The sequence below is a fragment of the Oceanobacillus damuensis genome, from assembly GCF_001618145.1.
GTDB lineage: Bacteria > Bacillota > Bacilli > Bacillales > Amphibacillaceae > Oceanobacillus > Oceanobacillus damuensis.
In genome coordinates this window covers 125,159-148,059 of sequence record NZ_LQNF01000005.1, presented here as the reverse complement: position 1 = coordinate 148,059, position 22,901 = coordinate 125,159, and the positions used below count along the sequence as shown (strand labels likewise).

Here is a 22,901-nt window from a genome sequence, read left to right as displayed (position 1 = left end):
CGCTAGGACACCCTTGTTAAATTGTGGTCTTTGAAAAAGAGTGAGAAATAAGTGAAGATCAATATTGAACTAAAGGGGTGCTTCAATCTTAACATGAAAATAGACCAAGATCTCTTAATAGAGGTCCTCTTGTGTGAAACAAATTACGGTACCTTATAAACTTTTTTCGACAAAATTCGGGGAGTGACAGGCACCCGTCGTGGGCACCCGTCGTGTTGGCACCCGTTGTGTTTAGGAACCGGAATGTTTCACTTCTGGATTCCTATGTAAAATAAATTTTGAGTTGCTTTTCTGTTGCAGGAAATTACTTACTTCCTCAATGGACAGACCGATATTTCTAGCTTCCCGTATTAATTGCAGCCATTCCTGGTCCAACTCTGATATGTCAAACGATCGTTGTGAATGCATCTCTATTTCCGTTCACCCTTCCCCCGAAAAAATTCACCTTAACTTCTGTCTTGTTTCATTGTAATGGGGAAAGGTTAAAAGAAGGTTTAAAATATTGTGATATTTATCTTTCTGGTGAAAATTTATATCCAAATCCTCTAACTGTAAGTATGTAGTCTGGTTGTGCTGGATTTTCCTCTAACTTTTTTCGAATATTACTGATATGAACTTTGATGGTTTTATAATCCCCCAATTTATCTTCTCCCCAAATTCTGTCGTAGAGCTGTTCAATGGAGAATACCTGATTGGGATGCTGAACCAGGAAAAAAAGCAGCTGGATCTCTTTGGCATACAAATGGACGTGTTCACCATTCCGAAGAACCGTATAATTATCCATATTTAACACAAGCTCCCCAAAATTCATAATGGACGCTTTTTCATTTGAATGTCTGAAAGCAATCTCTTTTCTTCTTAAATGTGCCTTCACGCGCGCAAGGACTTCTCCAGGATCAAAAGGCTTGATAATATAGTCATCAGCACCAGAATCCAAACCGAGAATACGGTCTTCATATTCACTCCGGGAACTCAAAAATAAAATCGGAATCTTTTCATTGACGGTTCGAATTTCCCTGCAGACATCCAATCCACTAATTTCGGGCAGGAGAATGTCCAGCAGAATAAGGTCAGGCTTACTGGAATTGAATCGTTCGAGAGCTTTTTTACCATCTTCCGCCATGATGACATGATATTCCCTTTCAAGATAAAGTTGGATCAAATGACGGATATCGGCGTCATCCTCCACAATTAAGATCGTCTCCTTTTTCAAGTCTGTTCACCTCTTTGTACCGATTGGGTGTAAAGTAAAGGAAGTATGAAATGAAATGTGCTTCCTTTGCCAAGGTTGCTTTCTGCCCATAAGCAACCATGATGATACTCCATGATCTGTTTGGATATAGAGAGTCCAAGCCCTGTATTGGTACCTTTTTCCTTACTCGTTTTATCAGCCTGATAGAAGCGATCAAATATGAGTGGAATCGTTTCTGGGTCCATTCCTTCCCCGGTATCACGGACACTTACCTGTAAAAAGGAAGTATCTGACGGATCCTCCAGAGATGCCCCAGCTTCATTCTGTTGAACCGGAATTGAATTTGTTTTCTTTAGAGTAATTTTAATCAATCCGGGTTCACTGGTAAAGCGAATCGCATTAAAGATTAGGTTTTGCATAACCTGATCGATTCTGTCGAAATCAATTGTCACCAATCCCATACGATCGGATTCTTCTAATTCATCCTGTATCTCAAACACTAATCCGTGAGATTTTACATCTATTTCATATTTTTGAAGGAGTATCGCCGGCAAATCACCAGCAGCCTGTTGTTTCCACTGGAAGCTTAACTGTCCTGATTCCAGCCTCGACAGTTCATACAGATCCTGAATGAGCCTATCGATAAATAAAATTTTCTGGTACACAATTTTCAGGTAGTTATGGTCTCTGGCATCGACGACACCATCTATCATTGCTTTCACATACCCTTTGACAGATGTCATTGGTGTGCCAAGCTCGTGCGAAATGTTGGACATTAGCTGTTTTCTTGAGCTTTCCGTTCTTCTGAGCTGTTCTGTACTTACTTCCAGTTCCTGTGTTCGCTTGATCACCTGCGTTTCCAGTGAATGATTTAGATGAGAAAGCTCCATATTAATGGAAACCACTTCCTCCATCACCTGTTTTAAGGATAGAAGTGTCTTTACACGGGATAGCAGTTCTTCTTTGGAACATGGTTTGGTCAAATAATCATTTGCTCCCATTTCAAAGGCTGTTACGATATCATCTGTTTGGGAACGAGCGGTCAGCATTAAAATGGGAAGCTCGGTTAATGAATACTGCGCTCTTAATTTTTTTGCGATTTCAAATCCTGACTGCTTTGGCAGCATGATATCAAGAATTACCAGATCGAAGGCAGCATTTTCGGCTAAATGGTTGAGTACACTTTCTCCGTTATAGGCAACTACGATCTGATATCCGGCCGTGGACAGATGATTCTGCAGGACTTGAATATTTACAGGTTCATCATCTGCAATTAAAATTCGTTGCTTTTGATTTTCAGCTATGGATTCTGCTGCCATTTCCTCTTGGATTGCTGCTTGCTGCTGGTCATGGGAAGATGGGTTCGAAATGATAGGCTTGGATAGCAGTTTTTTCCCTCGGTAAATCGGAACCGAAAATGATACTGTCGTGCCTTTTCCAACAGTGGATTGGATTGTTATATCTCCGCCATGCAATTCGATGAGTTGTTTTGTTATGCTGAGTCCCAAACCAGTTCCAGTGGTGAATCTATTCTGACGGGTTGTGCCTCTTTCAAAGCTGTCAAAGATTATTCTCAAATTTTGTTCGGAGATACCGATACCTGTGTCTTCTACAGATAGGATTATTTCTTCTTCCTCCTCCACGGCAGATACGGTAATCTCGCCCGAATCGGTGTACTTGATGGCATTCCCTACCAGATTGTACATAATCTGCTGCAGTCGATTTTCATCTGCAGCGGCAGCAGGAAGGGTAGATGGTATCCGATTCCGTATAGCAACCGGTTTTTCTGAATGTATGGTGGATGAGACAGTACAGATCACTTCAGCCAATTCCCTTAAGGAAACAGGCTCAATTTCCAGGTCCAATTCATGGTGGTTTAGTTTCGATGCATCTAGCAAATCATTGATCAGATGGGTAAGCCGTTTTCCGCTCGTCACGATCAAAGAAAGATTCTTGTTCATCCGTTCATCGATACCTGGATTCTCCTGTAATGATTCAGCGATTCCGATCATGCCATGTAATGGTGTTCGCAATTCATGGGAGGTATTTGCCAGAAATTCATCCTTTATTTTATTTGCCTTTTGCAGATGTTTGACCGCAAGCTCCTGACTCTTTAGAGCATGCTGTTCTGCTGCTTCCTTCTCCCTGCGCAGTCGTTTGATCTTTTCAGTCAGCGCAAGGGAGAACAAAACGATTTCAATACCAGAACCCAGTTGTGAAGCATATTTCGTAATAAATGTGACTGGAATGAAGCCCATGTCGGCCAGGGAACTGCAGGTTACACCCATGAGGAAAATAACCCATCCGAAAAAGAAATACTTGGCCGGATCATAGCCATTTTTCCAAGATAGGATGGCCGCGGTATTGACAATCAGCACCAAACTGATGGTCGATCCCATGATTAGGTTTAATGCATCCTCATAGCTGATCGCCAGAATTATGATGAAAACCGGTTGTGTGATAATAAACAAGTTAATGAGTGTATGTAATCTGGGTGTATTTGTTTTTAGATGAAGAAATGATTTCGTAAACAGCATGGCACTGATATTTGCACTTGCAATAAAAAACAGGATGGCCCGATTGTTCCACCACATCATCTCCGGCCAGAAGTATTGGAAAGCGAGTCCATTCAAGGTGAAATGACAAAGCATGATCGACAGGATGAAGAGGACATACCACAGATAACTGGTAAAACGAAGCGAGATAAATAAAAATAAGTTATACAAAATCATTATCAGGCCAAAACCAAAGTAGATTCCAAGAAGAATATATTCTACCAGACTATGCCTGTAAAAATCATCCTCCGACCAAAGTGTCATCGGTAACTGCATCGATCCGGCCGTATCAACTTGCAGATAATATGTCACCGTCTCGCCTTGGGGAATGGTGAGCCTGTAGACAAAATTACGATGATAAATGTCTCTTGCTGAAAAGGGTAGATGATCTCCTGTCTCACGAAGTTCATATCCATTGCCTCCTGCTGGAATATAAAGACCGATCCAGTCATGTGGCGGATATGCCATATCCAGCAGCCAATCCTCGTTGGGGGAATCATTGGTAACAGTAATGCGGGCCCAAAATGTAGACTCTGTATAGCCATAGCTTGGAACATCCCCCGGATATTGGAAAAAGTGATCATCCAGCTTTCCGCTTGCGATATCACCAATATCCCATTTTCCTTCCATATCCTCCAGCAGTTCGATGACGGAACCGATTGGATAGTTCTCTTTTCCTTCCTGCAGAAGGATTTCCGCAGATGATCTCTCGGGGTTGTATGAAAGAATGAAAAGCATGCAGCATAATCCCGTTATCATGATTCGAACTTCACGCATTCTTTCCATCACCTTTAATCCATTTTGTAAGACTATTATACTAGATTGAATCATTTAAATATAGTATTTTCTAACTCTTTTGAAAATAATGCTCAAATAATAGAAGCGTAAAGGTACTTTACCCATGAATTATTCAAGGCTGTTACCTAATATCGAGTAGGATAGATGGAGACAAGAAGAAGTGGGGGGCATAACTAAGGTAAGCAGGTTTTAAATAAGAAAAAATCCGAACTATTTCGAGTTCTAACTAAAGAACTCTGAATCGTAGTTCGGATTTTTCTATAAATAAACCGCTTCAGTCCCAGCCTCATTCACTATCCATAAATTTCTGTCATCCAGTCAACAATGCCCGTATGCTTTTCCTCCCGCAGCTGTTCAACATTATGGTGACCGATAATAGAGCCATCCTTAATGGCAACCACTTCATCCAAAACGTTTTCAACTTCCCGGATTTCATGTGTTGTAATCAGTACAAGCTGCTTTTCAAGGTCAATGAAGGAGATCAGTCCCTTAACAATGGAATCACGGACCATCGGATCAAGACCAGATAATGGTTCGTCCATGAGGATGACCGGAACATTCCGCGACAATGATAAAACAATTTTTAGCCGGCCACGATTCCCTTTTGATAGATGTTTCAGTTTATCATTTGGATTGAGCTTCATAAATCTCAAAATTTCATAGGCTTTTTCCTCATTAAAATCCGCAAATTGACTTGCGTAAAATGCAATGGATTGTTTGACAGTAAAAAACCGATAATACTCATCCAATTCGGATAAATAAGAAACAGACTTGGCAATTTTTCGATTTACTTTATTCCCATCTACCTTTATTTCTCCTTTTGTAGGATAGTTAAGCCCGGCAATCAGCTTGAGGGTCGTTGATTTTCCACTGCCGTTTTCCCCGACAAGACCAATCAACTTTCCGGGAGTCAACTCCAGATTCACGTGGTCCAATGCTTTTTTACTTCCATATTTTTTTGTTACATCCGTTAACGTAATCATGCATTCGTCTCTCCCTTCTCCTTTAAATATTTCGTTAATCCGCTCTGTATTTCCTCGTCCAAATATCCCATTTCCTGCATTCCCTGAACAAATTCAGTAATTGCTTTTGTTTTCATCTCTTCACGTAAGGAATCTAGGGTTGATTGATTTTCCGTTACAAATGTTCCTTGCCCGCGTTTTGTTTCAACAATTTCCATGCTTTCCAATTCGCGATATGTCCGCTGCACCGTGTTCGGATTCACGTTTACCTCAAGGCCGGTTTCCCGGACAGATGGGAGCTTATCGCCAGGTGACAGCTCTCCACGTATGATCTGTCTTTTCATCCGTTCAGCCAATTGTTGATAAATGGGCTGAGAGGATTGGAATATATCTGACATCAATTACACCTCTACTTTTCGCTCGATGATCCAGCATGCAGCAATGAACATGATAACCGCAAGTATTAGATCCCTAACAAAATTACCAATATAGAAAACCGTTGCATCCTTCATCGTCTGGACATCAACCGCTTCCTCCCTATAGGTTACTTCAAACCCGGTAATAATATCTCCCGCTTGAATGCCTCCCCAGTTCGTCAGCATTTGTACAAATGGCAAGCTAATGAAGCTGCCATAGGCCCAGACACTTACAAAAAATAGAATAACAGTCAGCAAAAAGCTAAAAAAGTCATTCCATTTTTGACTGAACGTAAGGAAAATGGACCATAACAACAGGAATACCGCACTAATAAACAGTGCCGCAAGCAATATTGCGATGGAAATGGTTCCTAGCGTGTTAAAAAGGCTTTCTTGACTAAAAAGGCTAAATGTAGCACTGAGGTTCGCCATAGCTAAAATGACGGATATGATTAAAGTCGAAAGCATAAACACAAAACCTGTAAAAAGTTTGGATGACAATAATCCTGCGATGGACATCGGTGTATGCAGCCATAAATGCAGCCGTTTTCTTTCCGTATTCAAACTGTAATACAAATAAAAAGCCAGGAAAAATGTGTGCAGCGCAATGACAATCATAAATGTAACTGACATAATCTCATCTTCAAATCCCAATCGATTGCCTGCAATAATCCCAGCAGCAATAACTCCCGAAAATAAAATAAGTGCAATGAGAAAAGCAGGCAGACCAAGACGAAACTCCTTTTTCGTAAGATATAACCAAGCATTCATTAATTATCCTCCTTATTTTGTATTAGTGTACTAGGTAAATATTACACTAATACGGGATTGTTTGTCAAGGGACCATGGGGACAGCGGGACCATGGGGACAGGAACCCTGGTCCAATTTTGCTAAAGGGAACAGGGGCACAGGCACCTAGGCTAACTTTTACTAATGGACTTAGTGTGTTGGTAGCACCTGGTCTATTTCTTTGCAGAAATTAACTCAAAGAGACATTGATAAAACTTCATGGACCAAGGAACCTGTCCCCACGGTCCAAATATCTGCTTATTTTTCCATAATATGGGTATAATTGAAAAGAGACGAACTGTGGCACTTAGAATATAAACTTATGTGGAGGGATTTCAATGAGAAAACAATTAATGGAAATGTTAGAAGCCCGCAATGATGAAATGATTCAAATTCGCCGATATTTACATGAGAACCCGGAACTTTCCTTTAAAGAGGAAAAAACTGCTCAATATATTGCTGATTTTTACAAAGGAAAAGATGTTGAAATACTTAGAAATGCAGGGGACGGATACGGTATTATTGTAACGATAAAAGGTGGAAAGCCTGGAAAAACGATTGCTCTTCGTGCTGATTTCGATGCACTGCCAATTTTGGAAGAAACAGATGTCCCATTTAAATCGAAAAATGAAGGTGTGATGCATGCTTGCGGCCATGATGCCCATACTGCCTATTTACTAATTCTAGCCGATTGTCTGATCCAGCTGAAGGATTCGATTGAAGGAACGATTAAAATTATCCATCAGCATGCGGAGGAAGCTCCTCCTGGTGGAGCAAAAGGTATTGTTGAATCTGGTGTGCTGGAGGATGTAGACAATATATATGGCATTCACATTTTCCCTACACATCAAGCAGGTTTTGTCGGCTATCGCAGTGAATATTCGTTGGCGGGCAGGTCATTTTTTAAATTAATCATCAAAGGTAAAGGAGGACATGGTTCATCTCCGCATTTGGCCAATGACGCCATTGTCGCTGCTTCCCATTTTGTAACAGCGGTACAAACTGTAATCAGCCGCCGGATTAATCCTTTTGAGATGGGTGTGATAACAATCGGCTCATTCGATGGTAAAGGAACATTCAATGTGATTAAAGAAAATGTAGAGCTTGAAGGGGATATTCGCTATATGACGAGTGAAACCCAACAGATCATCGAAAAAGAAGTAAAACGAATGGTGAAGGGGATTGAAGAGGAATTTGGAGTACAGTGCAAGCTGGAGTACAAGGCTGATTATCCGCCTCTTTACAATGATCCGGAAGTAACAGCAAATGTTGTTGCAAGTCTAAATAACATGGATGACCCAGACATTAAAGAGGTTGGGGAATATCCGATGCTCTCCGGGTCGGAAGATTTTGCTTATTATCTTGAAAAAATCCCTGGTTGTTTCTTTTTCATCGGCTGTAAACCAAAAGGGGTTGAGGAAGCCTATTTTAATCATCATCCCAAATTTGATATTGATGAAGCATGTCTGCTTGTTGCAGCCAAATCAGTTGGCCAAGTTGTTTGCAGTTACTATGGGTTGGAGTAAGGTCCACGGGGACAGGAACCCTGGGCCAATTTTGCATGATAGACTGAGTGTTGGTAAAACTTGGTCTATTTTTTTGTGAAAATAAACCTTAAAGAGACATTTCGTTTATTGGCTTGTGCTCACTGAGTATCTATAAAGTGTACAAGTGAAATTTGAGGGAAATTAAAATTAATTGAGCCTTACAATTATATACTACATTAGGTTTATTGATCATTTTATTATTGGACCGAGGAACCTGTCCCCGCGGACCTTGGTATAACGTGTGGACCAAGGAACAAGTCGACAAAAACTGACAAAAACCGGGGAGTGACAGGCACCTTGCTTGTTAATTCCGAGTAAATTGGTATAATTAGTTTTTATTAAGAGGTCGTTGTATGGCGATCATGTTATTCATCGTCAGCTAGGGGCGGAATTTTCGTATGGTTAACCTGTTTGCCTAACAACTAAGAATAGAAAGGGGAATTGGTGATGAACATTGAGAATTTAGAGGCATTTGTATTTGTTAATCACTTTGGCAGTATTAACAGGGCAGCAAAAGCATTGTTTTTGTCGCAGCCATCTGTAACATCGCGAATTAGGACGCTAGAGCGGGAGCTGGATACAAAGCTGTTTGACCGTGTTGGAAAGCAGCTTATCATTACAGATCAGGCGAGGGAGTTTATCCCATATGCAGAGGGAATTATTCAAACGTACAAAAAAGGGAAGAAACAGCTAAAGGAAAAAGAAGCAGTAGATCAATTGATTATTGGATGTACTGGATTGGTTTCCAATTACTTGATTCCCCAAGTTATTCCTCTGTTTAATGTGAAATATCCAAATGTTCGCATCAAGCTGATCACTGGTTCGAGTGACGTAATACTGAAAAAAGTATTGAATTCAGAAGTGGATATTGGATTTGTCCGAAAAAACTCCAATGGTCCGCATCCCCTCACGGAATCGGTGAAGGTTCTCGAAAGCCCGATACGATTGTATGTTCATCCAGATCATCGATTTGCAAAAGCAGAGCAATTGGATACCGAGGATTTGGCCATACAGCCGATTGTATTTTTTGAATGCGGGTCTTTGGACTGGTCCATGGTCCATAATCTCTTTCATAATCTTAGTGAGCTTCCAAATATCCAATATGAAGTAGACAATATGGAAGCAGCAAAAGGACTAATCATAAATGGAACAGGAATCGGATTTTTACCTGAGCTATGTGTTCGGAAAGAAGTGGCGGATGGCAGGTTAAAGGCAATCGACATACCCGTTCTTTCAAATGTATCTTTGAAAACAGATATTATCTATTACAAAGATCAGAAGCCTGCGATATTTGATCACTTGTTGCAAATTTCCCAGGATGAAGGCAGATTAACAAGTACTGTCAGCAGTTAGTGTTGTATATAGAAATGTTCTATATATAACCTGTAAAATATCTATAATGAGCAGTATTGTTGTGACGAATCGGTCATGGTATACTAGATTCACTTTCTAAAGTTGAGTATTTTGCTCGGAATACATTACTTAAATCCAATTGAGTAAAAGAGGGATGAAATGATTAAGGTTTCTAATCTAAAGAAGCGTTTTGATCAGACGGAGGTCTTAAAAAATATTAATTTTGAGGTCAATGATGGAGAAGTGGTTGTTATTATAGGTCCCTCGGGTTCCGGAAAATCCACACTGCTGCGCTGCCTTAATTTTCTGGAGCAGCCGGATTTCGGTACAATCCAGGTTGGAGAAGTAACAGTGGACGCAACTCGAGTGAAAAGAGCCGAAATAAATCGCTTGCGTACGCAGACATCCATGGTCTTCCAGCATTATAACCTCTTCAAAAATAAAACAGCATTGGAGAATGTTACACATGCGTTAATCGTTACGCAAAAGATGGATAAAAATGAGGCCGATCAAATAGGACGGGATCTCCTCAACCAGGTTGGCATGGTGCAAAAAGCTGACAGCTATCCTGTATCCCTATCAGGGGGACAGCAACAGCGAGTAGGAATTGCAAGAGCGCTCGCTGTTAAGCCACACGCTATCCTTTTTGATGAACCAACATCTTCACTGGATCCAGAGTGGGTCGGCGAAGTGCTCCGAGTTATCTCGGGGATTGCCAATAAGCGGAAAACGATGCTGATTGTAACACATGAAATGGGCTTTGCCAGACAGGTGGCAGATAAAGTTGTATTTATGGCAGACGGTGTCATCGTTGAGCAAGGAACACCTGAGGAAATATTTGATCACCCGAAAAATGAACGGACGAAACAGTTTTTACAGGAGTATACCAAACAATTTGCAGAAGATATAAAAGTAGATTCACATGCTTCATCTGAGAAGCGGGATCTTCTATCGACATAGCGAAACGGCTATTGGAAGCTTCAAATTATACGATGGCGGTGTTTGTATGAATTTTGATATTGGTTATATGATAGAAATTATACCGGAGCTGTTGAAATATGTTCCGATCACATTGTACTTAGCAATCGTTTCCATGATTATTGCTATCGTTATCGGAGTTTTTCTTGCTCTCATTCTAGTAAATAAAATTCCAGTTCTATTACAGATTGCGAAAGTCTATATATCTTTCTTTAGAGGAACACCGGCATTGGTGCAATTATTAATGATTTATTTTGGTTTGCCGCAGCTGTTTCCATTACTGAATTCCATATCTGCAGAAACAGCGGCTATTATTGCTTTCAGTATTAATACATCCGCATACCTTGCAGAGATTTTCCGGGCGGGATTGGAATCCGTTGATAAAGGCCAGGCGGAAGCTGCCATTTCAGTTGGGATGACCTATCCCGAAGCGCTAAGAGGGATTATCTTGCCTCAGGCAGTACGGAACGCCATACCGGCAACGGGTAATATGTTTATTGGATTAATTAAAAATTCATCGTTAGCATTTACTATCGGTGTTACGGAATTATTAGCACAGGGAAAATTAATGGCAACTTCCAACCTTAAGTTTTTCGAGGCATATTTTGCAGTTGGTCTCATCTACTGGGTCCTGACGATGCTCTACAGCAAACTGCAGGAATGGTATGAAAACCGGTTGGGTAAAGCCTACCAAAGGTAACTTTCTATACTTTAGATAAAACAACAGGGAGGTAGTCAAAATGAGAAAAATAGTTAGTTTGCTTATGTTAGTAGCTGTTCTGTTATTAACAGCTTGCGGTCAGAGTGCAGGCGGGACAGAGTCATCAAGTGAGGACAAGGTAATAAAAATAGGTGCAACACCGGATGGATATCCCCTTTATTATATGGAAGATAGTGAAATAAAAGGATTTGTTGTAGAAGTGATGGAGACCATAATCGAAAATGCAGGGTATGAAACAGAATGGGTGCTTTCAGATTGGTCAGGAGTTCTTGCTTCCCTGGAAACAGGTAAAATAGATACGGCTGCTGGTTTTGCGCTTACTCCTGAAAGAGCGGAAAAATATGACTATACGGAACCTTACTACTATTCAAGAGTAGGAATTGGTGTGAGTAAAGAGAATGACACCATTAATACATTAGAAGATTTAAAAGGCAAACAAGCTGCAAACATACTTGGTTCGAACTATGGAGAAGTTCTGAAAGAAAATGATTCAAACAATGAGATAGAAGTGATCAATTATGAAGGTCCGGAAGTCGTGTATCAGGATGTTGCTTCAGGAAAGATCGATGCGTTTGTAACTGGCAGAGAAATGTTACTGGTACAAGTTAAAGACAAAGAAATTCCTTTAAAGGTAGCAGAGGAAGCGTTTGGTGAAAAGCCTGTAGCAATGCCCTTTGTGAAAAATGAGGAAAATAAGAAGCGCATTGAAGAACTCAATCAATCACATGAAGAACTTAAAGCAGATGGAACGATAAAGGAATTATCCGAAAAATGGTTTGGAGAAGATGTAACAGTAAGTGTTGAAGAGTAGGATTTACACGTTTTAAAAAAGGTGAATTCATAAAACCAATACACTAGAAAGAAGTGTTAAATATGGCGAAAAAAGATATAAAATTTGGTGTTCTCTTATATGGACCGGGTGCGCATATGAATTCCTGGAGAGCTAAAGATGTGCCGGCTGATGGGAGCATTAATTTTGATCATTATGTCTCCGTAACAAAGCAGGCAGAAGAAGCAGGGTTTTCCTTTGCCTTTATTGCCGATGGTTTACACATTAATGAGAAATCAATCCCTCATTTTCAAAACCGGTTTGAACCATTAACATTGCTATCGGCACTAGCAATGGTGACATCCAAAATCGGGTTGGTTGGAACAGTATCGACAACCTATAGTGAGCCTTTTAACATTGCCCGTCAATTTGCATCATTGGATAAAATCAGCGATGGACGTGCTGGCTGGAACGTTGTGACATCACCTCTTGAAGGCAGTGCAAGTAACTTTAATAAAGGAAATCACCCAGATCATTCCCTTCGCTATGAAATGGCCGATGAGTATTTGGAGGTGACCCAAGGTTTATGGGATTCCTGGGAAGATGATGCTTTTGTAAGAAATCGGGAAACAGGTCAATTTTTCGATAAAGAAAAGGTGCACACATTAGATCACAATGGACGCTTTTTCACAGCGAAAGGACCATTGAATATCGACCGTTCCAAACAGGGGCAACCGGTTATTTTTCAGGCTGGGGCTTCCAAAACGGGGAGGAGTTTTGCTGCCAAATACGGGGAAGCAATTTTTACCCATACAACATCACTCGAAAGCGCAAAGAAATTTTATGATGATGTAAAGGAGCAGGCTGCACAAATAGGACGTAAGAAAGAAGAGATTGTTATCCTGCCAGCTTTATCGCCAATCATGGGGACAACAATGGAGGAGGCTGAAGAAAGATACCATGAAATCAAAAATCTGGTATCGATTGACGAAGCATTAAACTTTATGGGGCGCTATTTCGATCATTTTGATTTCAGTCAATTTGCGCTTGATGAAGCTTTTCCGGATATAGGCGATGTGGGGAAAAACAGTTTCCAATCGACGACAGATGAAATCAAGCAAACGGCGAAGAAAGAAAATCTGACATTACGCGAAGTAGCATTACGCGTTGCCACCCCCAAGGACAACTTCTTTGGTTCCTATGAACAGGTGGCAGAACAGATGATGGAATGGATTGATCACGGAGCAGCGGATGGATTTGTTCTCAATATGCAAGTGCTTGGAAATGATTATACGAATTTTATTAATCATGTCATTCCAATCCTGGAAGAAAAGGGCTACTATAACCGCAATTATGAAAGTGACACGCTAAGAGGAAACCTTGGTCTGCCTTTTAAGAAAAACCGCTATTCCGTTTAAATAGAAGAACAATTAACCAATAGAGAGGAAGAAGTAAAAATGGCAAAAGATTTATCCGTAGTCGTATGGGCAAAACAAGGTTGCAGTTATTGTGGAGAGGTAAAAGATTATTTGGACGAGAAAAACATCTCGTATCAAACGATCGATGTAACTGAACACGATGACAGAAGAGATATTTTGGATCAGAAATATGGAATCCGTCATGTTCCTGTTGTGGAAATCGGTCAGGGAAATGCCTATGAAGCAGTGACAGAAGTAGGAATTGAACATCTGGAAGCAGCACTGAAAAAGTACTAAAAAACTTGTTCTTGCTGCCTGTTAAGTCAGGCAGCAATCCATGTATGAAAGTAAATAATAGAGAGGATCATTCCTATGAGTGATATTGTGATTGTTTCCGGCAGTCCTTCTGAATCATCCAGATCCGAACGAATCCTTCAATATTTAGGATCTTTCCTTGAAAAAGAACATTTAACTGTGACCCATATTTCTGTGAAAGATGTTCCCGCAGAGGATTTGCTGTTTGGCAATTTTGATAGTCCTGAAGTTAAACAGATTGCTAACCAAATAGAAGATGCAAAAGGTGTTATTGTTGGAACGCCGGTTTATAAAGCATCATATTCGGGAGTGTTAAAAGCATTATTTGACATCCTCCCGCCGGATATTCTAAAAGATACACCGGTACTTCCTTTGATGACAGGAGGAAGCCTGTCACATTTGTTGGCCCTGGAATATGCATTAAAGCCGTTATTGGCAACTTTGAAGGGACAAAATTTAAAAGGGCTTTACTTTTTGGATAGTCAAATAGATAAAACGTGAGATAATCCGATTATTGATACAGAGATTCTGACTCGTACGAAGAAGCAGCTTGATTATTTTATGGAAAAGGTTGGAAAGAGGGTTAGGATGGCTTAAATGAAAGAGCGGGGTCGATCACTTCCTTTAATTGGAAGCAGGATCGACCCCCTTTATGATTGTTGGAGAGTTTTTCCGTTAATTTCACATACGTATTAATTGCTTCAATCCTTTGTTAAAGGAAGCTTTCCAGAATCACAGAAATCTTTACTTCTCATTCCGCATCATATACAATTTATAATAAAAGCAAAGTGAAGAATTTAGTGAATTATTACATAATTTATAATATACTCCAGTAATTCCAACATGCAGATTTATCACTAACGGAAATTCCATATACAATCTAATATGAAGGTGAGTCCATGAACATTACCTATCTACTATTTTTTCTCTGTATTGTCGTTTGTACATTAATTATTACTTATTGGGCGGCAAGGCAAAGTAAAACGACCAATCAGTTCTATATTGCTGCTGGCAGTTTAACAGGTACACAAAATGGGATGGCCATTGCTGGGGATTATATTAGTGCGGCTTCCTTTCTGGGAATCGTTGGTATGATTGCAATCAATGGCTTTGATGGTTTTTTATATGCGATTGGATTTTTAGTTTCCTATTTAATTGTCTTGTTCTTTATCGCTGAGCCAGTGCATCGTTTAGGCAAGTATTCATTAGGTGATGTTATTTGCGCGCGTTTCCCAAGCTATAAAATGCGAGGAATGATGGCAACTGGAGCTCTCATTATCTCGGTTTTCTATATGATTCCGCAATTAGTGGCTGCAGGTTTGTTAATTAGATTATTGTTAAATATTAATTATTCAACTTCCGTGTTAATCATAGGGTTACTCATGACAATTTATGTTGTATTTGGTGGGATGTTTGCAACATCATGGGTACAAATCGTCAAAACGGTACTACTTTTATCTGGCACATTTCTACTTGCACTTATTGTATTTTCCCGGTTTAATTGGAGCATTTCAAACCTCCTTGAACAGGTTACACTAGGCTCCCCTTTAGGTGATCATTTTTCGTTGCCGGGTCATTTATTTAGCAATCCTTTGGAAACGGTTTCCCTCCATCTTGCATTAATCCTTGGTACAGCTGGTTTACCACATATTTTAATTCGATTATTTACCGTTCGAAATACGGTAGAAGTACGCAAATCCCTCTTAACTGCAAGCTGGATTATTGGTGTGTTTTATTTGATTGCACTTGTTTTAGGCCTAGGGGCTGTTGCATTAGTTGGATTTGAGGAATTGGTTTTGCTTGATCCATCTGGAAATTTAGCTGCACCATTATTAGCGGAGAACCTAGGTGGCGACTTTCTAATGGCATTTATTGCTGCGATTGCATTTACAACCATTGTTGCAGTTGTAGCTGGTTTAGTCATCTCGGCTACGACTGCTTTCTCTCACGATATTTATTACCATATCATTAAAAAAGGAAATACAACGGAAAAGAAGCGTTTACTTGCTGCACGTTGGACAGCATTTTTTATAGGTCTTTTATCAACATTATTTGCACTTGGGTTAAGAAATATGAATGTAACGTTTCTTGTTTCTCTAACATTTATTGTTGCAGCATCTAGTAATCTACCAGTTCTATTATTAACAATCTATTGGCGTCGATTTAACCAAACGGGAGCAATTGCTGGAATGGTCTGTGGTTTAACAGCATCGTTACTGTTACTGTTAGTCGGACCACATGTGATGAATCCAGATGGAGGGTGGATTGCAAGAGAACCGCTTATACAGCTTTATAATCCAGGGATTATTGCCATACCGATTGGTTTTTTAGGGGCATATCTTGGGGCGATTCTTTCACGGGAAGGTCAAGAAAATGCGGTTCCATTTCATTTGTTTCACTTAAAGGCACAAACAGGGATTGATGCAAGGAGAGATCGCCCGTGATGTATTTGACAATCGTTTTATTTGAACGTTTAGGCCTATTGCTAGTTATCGCATTTGTTCTTACACGAAGCCCGGGATTCAGATCGCTGCTATATCGTGAATTTAATTTCAAAATGGCAGGTATTCATGCGTGTGTGTTTGGTCTGTTCGGGATTGCAGGAACATTAACTGGGGTAGTTATCGGAAGTGACTTTACTGTGATTCAAGCGTTTGTCTGGAATGTCCAAGACGATCAAATGGTTGTAAGCTCAAGTTTAGTTGCAATTGTCATAGCAGGGTTATTGGGAGGACCAATCGTAGGTCTTGGAGCGGGGATTATTACTGGTACACATTTATTTTTCCTCGGTGGAGTTGGTTTTCTTGCTAATAGCCTCGTGAATCCGTTAACGGGATTATTAGCGGGGTTAACGGCACGGTTTTTTTCGCAGGAGCGGGTTATATCACCATTAAAAGCACTATTTATCGGGATTTTTCCTCCTATTTTACTCATGCATTTATTGCTTATTTTTGATTCACAGGACAGGGAAATGATTGCAATGATTAACATGATTGGATTACCGGTTGTATTATCGAACAGTATTGCCATTGCTATTTTTACAGCAATGATCGCCATTGTGTTACGGGAGCAGGAAAATGAAGCAGCATTTGCAACAAAACAAGCATTGACGATTGCTGAAGAAGCGCTGCCTTTTTTAAAGGAGGATTCTTTTCAGAAAAAGGCAGAGGGGATTGCGGGCCTTCTATATGCGCGATTGAAGTTAGCGGCTGTCACTGTGACAAATGAAAAGGAAGTGATGGCACATAAAGGATTAGGAAGTGACCATCATCAAATTGGGAACCAGCTGACGACACAACTATCGCACAGAGCAATGGATACGAAGCAAATGCTTGTCGCTTATTCACAAGAAGAAATTCAATGTACAACGAAAAATTGTCCATTAGAAGCTGTTATTATTATCCCGATTTTGGAAGCAAGTAAAACAATTGGATTGATTAAATTATATTTTCGCAAAGCGCAGCATATCCGTCCGGTTGAGCTGATGTTAGCAGAGGGGCTTGGGCAATTAATTGGAAATCAATTAAAAACGATTAAAGCGGAAAGGCTTGAACTACATACACGTGACGCAGAGCTAAGTAATTTACAAGCACAAATAAACCCGCATTTTCTTTTTAATACACTTCATATGATTGCAGCATTATTTCGCAAAGACCCTGAAAAAGCAAGACATATAACCGTTCAATTAGCCCACTTTATGCGATTTAATCTAAAGCTTGTCTCCACACATCTCGTGTCACTTGAAAAGGAATCGGAACATGTAAAAGCGTATATTGCGATTATTCAGACACGATTTACGAGCCGATTACAAATTAATTTTTCACAACCAGAAGGAATTTCCCATCTGCTTATACCACCGTCATCGATTCAGCCGATTGTAGAAAATAGTATCGGTCATGGGCTGGAACATGTTACAGAAGGGGGAAGAATTGATGTAAACATGGAGCGAATCGGTCATCGAGTGAAAATCAGCGTTCGGGATAACGGGCGAGGATTCTCTGAGGGGGGGTTATCACAGGTCGGAAATGTTGTGTTGACGGAAAGCCCGCATGGTGGGACTGGCTTATATAATGTGAATCAACGTTTAATTAATCTGCTTGGTGAGGAAGCACGCTTACATGTACGTAATTTACCTAGTGGAAGTGAAGTATATTTTTTCATTCCCTATAAGGAGCAATAGAAAGGTGGGGTTTTATGAAAATCCATACAATGATTGCAGAAGATGAACAATTGGTACGTGAAGAATTAATCTATTTATTGGAAAAGGAACAAGATGTGAAACTGTTGCCAAGTGCACAGACAGGGGAGCAACTCGTTGATCTCTATATAGAGCATGAGCCGGATGTTATCTTTCTTGATGTTCATATGCCAGGCATGCATGGAGTAGATGCAGCGAAGAAAATAACGGAGCTTGCATATATAAAAGCCCCATTATTTGTTTTTACAACTGCGTATGATGACTATGCAGTAGAAGCGTTTGAAATGGAAGCCATCGATTATATGCTTAAGCCTTATGAGACGGAACGATTCCAAACAGCAATGAATCGTGTTCGTAAGCGAATGCAGCAATTGGAAAGAGAATCCTCGCAACAGGTAACAAGTCAAAGCATGCCGCAAACGACAAAATTACTGATCGATGATAATGATCGGACGGTTGTCTTATCTCCGGATGCAATTTATTATGCCGTTCCATTTAAGCGGATGTTAGAAATACATACGGAGGATAAGGTGTTTCACAGTAAACTGACATTACAAGAGCTGGAAAAGAAGCTGCAGGGACATGCTTTTTTCAGAACGCATCGTAGTTACCTTGTCAATTTGAATCATGTTCAGGAGATTACCCCGTGGTTCAATGGGACGAGCAACGTAACGTTAAAAGATAAAAAACAGACGACAATTCCAGTTAGTCGGGCTGCAAGGAAGCATCTTTTTGATTTATTCGGAAATTAACCATTAATGATAAGATTTTGGCAGTTCAATCGCGAATTTAAACGGTTGAAGCAAATTCTCTTACCTGCAATGCTGTCTTCCTTTATAATCAAAGTAAGCGCTTACAAAAAGGTCTGGAAAAATTATAAGGGGAGGACATGTGGAGTGACTGATACAATTGCAGCGGTAAAGGAGAAAGCAAATATGCCTGATTATGAGCAGGCATATAAGGAGTTTAATTGGAAAGATGTGGAGAAGAGCTTTTCCTGGCATGAAACTGGGAAAGTAAATATGGCCCATGAGGCAATTGACCGTCATGCGAATAGTTGGAGAAAGAATAAAGTTGCACTTTATTACAGTGATCAACAACGTGATGAAAAATATACATTTCGGGATTTGAAGTTACTATCAAATCAATTTGGGAATGTATTACGAACAATCGGTATTGAAAAAGGAGAACGAGTCTTTTTATTCATGCCACGATCACCCGAGCTTTATATTAGTTTGCTTGGGATTTTAAAAAATGGATCCATTGTAGGTCCTTTATTTGAAGCATTTATGGAACAGGCCGTTCGTGATCGATTAGAAAATAGTGATGCGACTACGCTAATTACAACTAAAGAACTCTTGCCACGTGTGCCATATAAAGAGCTTCCGCATTTAAATCAGATCATTTTGGTCGGTGAAGAGGAACTACCAGATAATACAGAAGATGTAACGTTTTACAGTTACGAAACAGAAATGAAAAAAGCATCTCGTGATTTTGAGATTGAATGGGTAGATCGTGAGGATGGGATGATTTTACATTATACATCTGGTTCAACTGGAAAGCCAAAAGGAATACTGCATGTTCATAATGCGATGATCCAACATTATCAAACGGCTAAATGGGTTTTGGATTTGCAGGAAGAAGATATCTATTGGTGCACAGCTGATCCCGGGTGGGTAACAGGTACATCGTATGGAATTTTTGGACCCTGGTTAAATGGTGCATCAAATCTGATTCGGGGTGGTCGTTTTAGTCCGGAAGATTGGTATAAAACGATTGAAAAATACGGTGTGAACGTGTGGTTAAGTGCACCAACAGCATTTCGAAGACTGATGGCTGTAGGAGATAATGTTACGAAAGAATATGATTTACGTTCATTAAGACATATTTTAAGTGTTGGAGAGCCGTTAAATGCCGAGGTCGTTCACTGGGGTATGAAAGTTTACCAATTGCGGATTCATGATCATTGGTGGATGACAGAAACAGGTGGAATTATTATTGCCAATTATCGTTCCATGGAAATGAAGCCTGGTTCAATGGGGAAGCCATTTCCAGGTATTGAAGCAGCGATTTTAGATGAGCAGGGCAACGAGCTTCCACCGGGGAAAATGGGCAAACTATGCGTGAAGGCTGGGTGGCCATCGGTGCTCCGAGCCGTTTGGAAAAATGAAGCGCGTTTCAATCAATACTTTCCAGTCGATGGCTGGTTTGAATCAGGGGACTTGGCGTTAAAAGATAAAGATGGCTATTTCTGGTTTGAGGGCAGGGATGACGATGTTATCCAAACCTCGGGTGAGCGGGTAGGTCCGTTTGAAGTAGAAAGTAAGCTTGTTGAGCATCCTGCCGTTGCAGAAGCAGCAGTAATCGGGAAGCCAGATCCTGAACGTGGTGAAATCATTAAAGCATTTGTTGCCTTAAGGGATGGCTACACGAAAACAGATGAATTACAAGAGGAGCTTCGTTTATTTGTTAAGCAAGGACTTGCCGCACACGCTGCGCCAAGGGAAATTGAAATTCGTGAATTTTTGCCAAAAACAAGAAGTGGAAAAATCATGCGCCGTGTATTAAAGGCATGGGATCTCGGTTTGCCAACGGGTGACCTTTCGACAATGGAAGAATAGAATCTATTAAACGATTTCAATTGAAATGATAGGTTTTCTTGGGTTAAAAGCCTAGAAAACCTTCATTCAACAATCCGAGGAGGATGTATATGGGTGCTGAAAAAAATTATAAGCAGGGGCAGTATGTTACAGAAGAGATCGACTTTGAGCAAGTAATCGAGAGTAAATCCTTTAAAAAGCTCATGCATGATCGAAAAAAATTCATTATACCATTAACGATTTTTTTCCTAGTATTTTACTTCATGCTACCAATATTAACTTCTTATACGACCTTTCTGAACACGCCGGCGATTGGAGATATTTCATGGGTATGGCTATTCGCTTTAGCTCAATTTGTGATGACATGGGTTTTATGTACGATTTACGTGAAGAAAGCAGCTAGCTTTGATAAGCAAGCGGATCAAATTATAAAAGAGATGGAGCAAGGGGGAGACGGTCGATGAGTCCTACTGTCATTATACTCTTTCTTGCCATTGTTGCATTAACCCTTGTGATCACTTTTTTTGCCGCTAGGAAGACCCAAACAGCAGGGGACTTTTATACTGCTGGTGGAGGGCTTACTGGAACGCAAAATGGTCTTGCAATAGCAGGAGACTATTTGTCAGCAGCTTCCTTCCTTGGAATTGCTGGAGCAATCGCAATTTTTGGATTTGATGGTTTTTTCTATAGTATCGGATTTTTGATTGCTTACTTAGTCGTACTATTTCTTGTCGCTGAACCATTACGCAATCTTGGTAAATATACACTTGCTGACATGATCAAATCCCGTTTTGATGCTAGAAAGGTTAGGGGAGCAGCAGCTCTGAACACAATTACGATTAGTACCTTCTACATGATTGCACAGCTTGTTGGCGCTGGCGCACTTATCCAACTATTGTTTGGTATTGAATATTGGCTGGCTGTGCTTATTGTTGGTGTGATGATGACAACTTACGTATTATTTGGAGGTATGATCGCAACAAGTTGGGTGCAAATCGTGAAAGCTGTCCTTCTTATGGCTGGGATGGTCATTATGGCTTTTCTCGTAATGTTAAAGTTCAATTTTAACATTGGACAGATGTTTACAGAAGTGAAGTCAGTTACAACTCATGGAGCAGCTTATTTAATGCCTGGCTTACAATATACAGAACCACTGGGTACACTGTCACTCATGTTGGCTTTAGTACTTGGAACTGCCGGGTTACCACACATTCTCATGCGTTTTTTTACTGTGAAAGATGCCAAAACGGCAAGAAGTTCTGTTATTACCGCAACATGGGTAATCGGTTTATTCTATATTCTTACATTATTTCTGGGCTTTGGCGCTGCGGCATTTGTTGGGTATGAGACTATAATTGCTGCAAATCCAGGTGGGAATATGGCAGCACCACTTCTTGCACAGGCAATCGGTGGCGATTTACTGTTTGCCTTTATCTCTGCTGTTGCCTTCGCTACGATATTAGCGGTCGTAGCGGGGCTTGTACTAGCGGGTGCATCGGCATTTGCCCATGATTTATACGGCCAAATTATAAAAAAAGGGAAGGTTTCGGAATCGGAGCAGGTAAAAGCGGCTCGTTACGCATCCCTAGCAGTATCTGTTCTGTCGATTGTTTTAGCGTTATTTGCTCAATATTTAAACGTGGCGTTCCTTGTCTCACTTGCCTTTTGCATAGCTGCAAGTGCCAACTTACCGGTTATTCTTTACACCGTATATTGGAAAAGATTCAATACAGCGGGAGCAGTTACAGCAATGCTAACTGGGTTGTTTTCAGCATTAATCCTCGTATCGCTTAGTCCAAGTGTTTTCTCGCCGATTGAAGGGGCCGCATTATTCGTAGGAGAACCGATTTTCCCACTTGCGAATCCAGCTCTCGTTTCGGTACCACTTGGTTTCCTTGGGGGATATGTAGGTACGATTTTATCGAAGGAATCGAATATGAAACGTTATGCAGAAGTTAAGGTGAAAGCAAATACGGGATATAAGAGTAGTGGTGCGAACCACTAGAAGGATACAAAAAATGCTTGCAGTCGAATTATTGCAAGCATTTTTTTGTTGTATAACTCCTAGGTTTCTCAGGAGGATTAATTTAGCTTGATAATCAGTATCTAAACAGCGGACCAGGGGGACAGGAACCCCGGGCCAATTTTGCATGATAGACTGAGTATGTTGGTAGCTAATTGGAAGATTTTTTTATAATAAAAATAAGCTCAAAGAAACGTTTAGTTTAATGTCTTGTACTCACTCAGTATATATAATTTGGTACAAGTAATATATGGGTGAAGTTAGAG

20 protein-coding genes are annotated in these 22,901 nt (G+C 40.3%); 14 read left to right on the top strand and 6 right to left on the bottom strand.

Going from position 1 to position 22,901, the window contains the following annotated elements; genetic code table 11:
• Positions 1-231: 231 nt before the first annotated feature.
• From A4245_RS19645 to A4245_RS06825, 6 genes are all read right to left on the bottom strand, one after another.
• Positions 232-408, bottom strand: a complete 177-nt coding sequence (locus tag A4245_RS19645; RefSeq protein WP_084268712.1) for an anti-repressor SinI family protein — start codon at positions 406-408, stop codon at positions 232-234.
• Positions 409-511: 103 nt separating this feature from the next.
• Complete coding sequence (locus tag A4245_RS06845; RefSeq protein ID WP_067726970.1) at positions 512-1,213, bottom strand: response regulator transcription factor; 702 nt, start codon at positions 1,211-1,213, stop codon at positions 512-514.
• The gene (locus tag A4245_RS06840) at positions 1,210-4,524 is read right to left on the bottom strand and encodes an ATP-binding protein (protein WP_067726969.1); all 3,315 of its coding nucleotides are present in this window, start codon (positions 4,522-4,524) and stop codon (positions 1,210-1,212) included. The genes A4245_RS06845 and A4245_RS06840 overlap by 4 nt, the downstream gene beginning before the upstream one ends.
• A 314-nt stretch (positions 4,525-4,838) precedes the next feature.
• Positions 4,839-5,528 carry an ABC transporter ATP-binding protein gene (locus tag A4245_RS06835; protein ID WP_067726968.1) on the bottom strand — a complete coding sequence of 230 codons (690 nt, stop codon included), beginning with the start codon at positions 5,526-5,528 and terminating at the stop codon, positions 4,839-4,841.
• Positions 5,525-5,905 carry a GntR family transcriptional regulator gene (locus A4245_RS06830; protein ID WP_067726967.1) on the bottom strand — a complete coding sequence of 127 codons (381 nt, stop codon included), beginning with the start codon at positions 5,903-5,905 and terminating at the stop codon, positions 5,525-5,527. The genes A4245_RS06835 and A4245_RS06830 overlap by 4 nt, the downstream gene beginning before the upstream one ends.
• A gap of 3 nt (positions 5,906-5,908) precedes the next feature.
• Complete coding sequence (locus A4245_RS06825; RefSeq protein WP_067726966.1) at positions 5,909-6,694, bottom strand: hypothetical protein; 786 nt, start codon at positions 6,692-6,694, stop codon at positions 5,909-5,911.
• Positions 6,695-7,051: 357 nt separating this feature from the next.
• On the opposite strand from A4245_RS06825, the gene A4245_RS06820 reads away from it, so the two are divergent.
• The 14 genes from A4245_RS06820 to A4245_RS06755 all read left to right on the top strand — a co-directional run bounded on the left by A4245_RS06820 (position 7,052) and on the right by A4245_RS06755 (position 22,617).
• A complete protein-coding gene (locus tag A4245_RS06820) occupies positions 7,052-8,239 on the top strand; it encodes a M20 family metallopeptidase (protein ID WP_067726965.1) in 1,188 nt (395 codons plus the stop codon).
• Positions 8,240-8,707: 468 nt separating this feature from the next.
• Complete coding sequence (locus A4245_RS06815; protein WP_067726964.1) at positions 8,708-9,613, top strand: LysR family transcriptional regulator; 906 nt, start codon at positions 8,708-8,710, stop codon at positions 9,611-9,613.
• Positions 9,614-9,772: 159 nt separating this feature from the next.
• Positions 9,773-10,573, top strand: coding sequence for an amino acid ABC transporter ATP-binding protein (locus A4245_RS06810; protein ID WP_067726963.1), 801 nt, complete (start codon positions 9,773-9,775; stop codon positions 10,571-10,573).
• A gap of 46 nt (positions 10,574-10,619) precedes the next feature.
• Positions 10,620-11,291 carry an amino acid ABC transporter permease gene (locus A4245_RS06805; protein ID WP_067726962.1) on the top strand — a complete coding sequence of 224 codons (672 nt, stop codon included), beginning with the start codon at positions 10,620-10,622 and terminating at the stop codon, positions 11,289-11,291.
• Positions 11,292-11,331: 40 nt separating this feature from the next.
• Positions 11,332-12,123, top strand: a complete 792-nt coding sequence (locus A4245_RS06800; RefSeq protein ID WP_067726961.1) for a transporter substrate-binding domain-containing protein — start codon at positions 11,332-11,334, stop codon at positions 12,121-12,123.
• Positions 12,124-12,185: 62 nt separating this feature from the next.
• Complete coding sequence (locus tag A4245_RS06795) at positions 12,186-13,499, top strand: LLM class flavin-dependent oxidoreductase (RefSeq protein ID WP_067726960.1); 1,314 nt, start codon at positions 12,186-12,188, stop codon at positions 13,497-13,499.
• A gap of 39 nt (positions 13,500-13,538) precedes the next feature.
• Positions 13,539-13,796 carry a glutaredoxin family protein gene (locus A4245_RS06790; RefSeq protein WP_067726959.1) on the top strand — a complete coding sequence of 86 codons (258 nt, stop codon included), beginning with the start codon at positions 13,539-13,541 and terminating at the stop codon, positions 13,794-13,796.
• Positions 13,797-13,871: 75 nt separating this feature from the next.
• The gene (gene ssuE, locus A4245_RS06785; protein ID WP_324609842.1) at positions 13,872-14,315 is read left to right on the top strand and encodes an NADPH-dependent FMN reductase; all 444 of its coding nucleotides are present in this window, start codon (positions 13,872-13,874) and stop codon (positions 14,313-14,315) included.
• Between the two features lie 398 nt (positions 14,316-14,713).
• Positions 14,714-16,258, top strand: a complete 1,545-nt coding sequence (locus A4245_RS06780) for a solute symporter family protein (RefSeq protein WP_067726958.1) — start codon at positions 14,714-14,716, stop codon at positions 16,256-16,258.
• Entirely contained in the window at positions 16,258-17,994 is a 1,737-nt protein-coding gene (locus A4245_RS06775; protein WP_067726957.1) for a LytS/YhcK type 5TM receptor domain-containing protein, read from the top strand. The genes A4245_RS06780 and A4245_RS06775 overlap by 1 nt, the downstream gene beginning before the upstream one ends.
• 14 nt (positions 17,995-18,008) lie before the next feature.
• The gene (locus tag A4245_RS06770; RefSeq protein ID WP_067726956.1) at positions 18,009-18,764 is read left to right on the top strand and encodes a LytR/AlgR family response regulator transcription factor; all 756 of its coding nucleotides are present in this window, start codon (positions 18,009-18,011) and stop codon (positions 18,762-18,764) included.
• A gap of 183 nt (positions 18,765-18,947) precedes the next feature.
• Entirely contained in the window at positions 18,948-20,633 is a 1,686-nt protein-coding gene (gene acsA, locus A4245_RS06765; protein ID WP_067727045.1) for an acetate--CoA ligase, read from the top strand.
• A gap of 89 nt (positions 20,634-20,722) precedes the next feature.
• Positions 20,723-21,076, top strand: a complete 354-nt coding sequence (locus A4245_RS06760) for a DUF485 domain-containing protein (RefSeq protein ID WP_157087671.1) — start codon at positions 20,723-20,725, stop codon at positions 21,074-21,076.
• Positions 21,073-22,617, top strand: coding sequence for a solute symporter family protein (locus A4245_RS06755; RefSeq protein WP_067726954.1), 1,545 nt, complete (start codon positions 21,073-21,075; stop codon positions 22,615-22,617). Before A4245_RS06760 ends, A4245_RS06755 begins: the two co-directional genes overlap by 4 nt.
• The last annotated feature ends 284 nt before the right edge of the window (positions 22,618-22,901 follow it).

Bases quoted from the DNA above. Each gene is read 5' to 3' on its own strand.
- A4245_RS19645 (WP_084268712.1), bottom strand. From the start codon at position 408: ATGCATTCACAACGATCGTTTGACATATCAGAGTTGGACCAGGAATGG.
- A4245_RS06840 (WP_067726969.1), bottom strand. From the start codon at position 4,524: ATGCGTGAAGTTCGAATCATGATAACGGGATTATGCTGCATGCTTTTC.
- A4245_RS06835 (WP_067726968.1), bottom strand. From the start codon at position 5,528: ATGATTACGTTAACGGATGTAACAAAAAAATATGGAAGTAAAAAAGCA.
- A4245_RS06830 (WP_067726967.1), bottom strand. From the start codon at position 5,905: ATGTCAGATATATTCCAATCCTCTCAGCCCATTTATCAACAATTGGCT.
- A4245_RS06825 (WP_067726966.1), bottom strand. From the start codon at position 6,694: ATGAATGCTTGGTTATATCTTACGAAAAAGGAGTTTCGTCTTGGTCTG.
- A4245_RS06820 (WP_067726965.1), top strand. From the start codon at position 7,052: ATGAGAAAACAATTAATGGAAATGTTAGAAGCCCGCAATGATGAAATG.
- A4245_RS06815 (WP_067726964.1), top strand. From the start codon at position 8,708: ATGAACATTGAGAATTTAGAGGCATTTGTATTTGTTAATCACTTTGGC.
- A4245_RS06810 (WP_067726963.1), top strand. From the start codon at position 9,773: ATGATTAAGGTTTCTAATCTAAAGAAGCGTTTTGATCAGACGGAGGTC.
- A4245_RS06805 (WP_067726962.1), top strand. From the start codon at position 10,620: ATGAATTTTGATATTGGTTATATGATAGAAATTATACCGGAGCTGTTG.
- A4245_RS06800 (WP_067726961.1), top strand. From the start codon at position 11,332: ATGAGAAAAATAGTTAGTTTGCTTATGTTAGTAGCTGTTCTGTTATTA.
- A4245_RS06795 (WP_067726960.1), top strand. From the start codon at position 12,186: ATGGCGAAAAAAGATATAAAATTTGGTGTTCTCTTATATGGACCGGGT.
- A4245_RS06790 (WP_067726959.1), top strand. From the start codon at position 13,539: ATGGCAAAAGATTTATCCGTAGTCGTATGGGCAAAACAAGGTTGCAGT.
- ssuE (WP_324609842.1), top strand. From the start codon at position 13,872: ATGAGTGATATTGTGATTGTTTCCGGCAGTCCTTCTGAATCATCCAGA.
- A4245_RS06780 (WP_067726958.1), top strand. From the start codon at position 14,714: ATGAACATTACCTATCTACTATTTTTTCTCTGTATTGTCGTTTGTACA.
- A4245_RS06775 (WP_067726957.1), top strand. From the start codon at position 16,258: ATGTATTTGACAATCGTTTTATTTGAACGTTTAGGCCTATTGCTAGTT.
- A4245_RS06770 (WP_067726956.1), top strand. From the start codon at position 18,009: ATGAAAATCCATACAATGATTGCAGAAGATGAACAATTGGTACGTGAA.
- acsA (WP_067727045.1), top strand. From the start codon at position 18,948: ATGCCTGATTATGAGCAGGCATATAAGGAGTTTAATTGGAAAGATGTG.
- A4245_RS06760 (WP_157087671.1), top strand. From the start codon at position 20,723: ATGGGTGCTGAAAAAAATTATAAGCAGGGGCAGTATGTTACAGAAGAG.
- A4245_RS06755 (WP_067726954.1), top strand. From the start codon at position 21,073: ATGAGTCCTACTGTCATTATACTCTTTCTTGCCATTGTTGCATTAACC.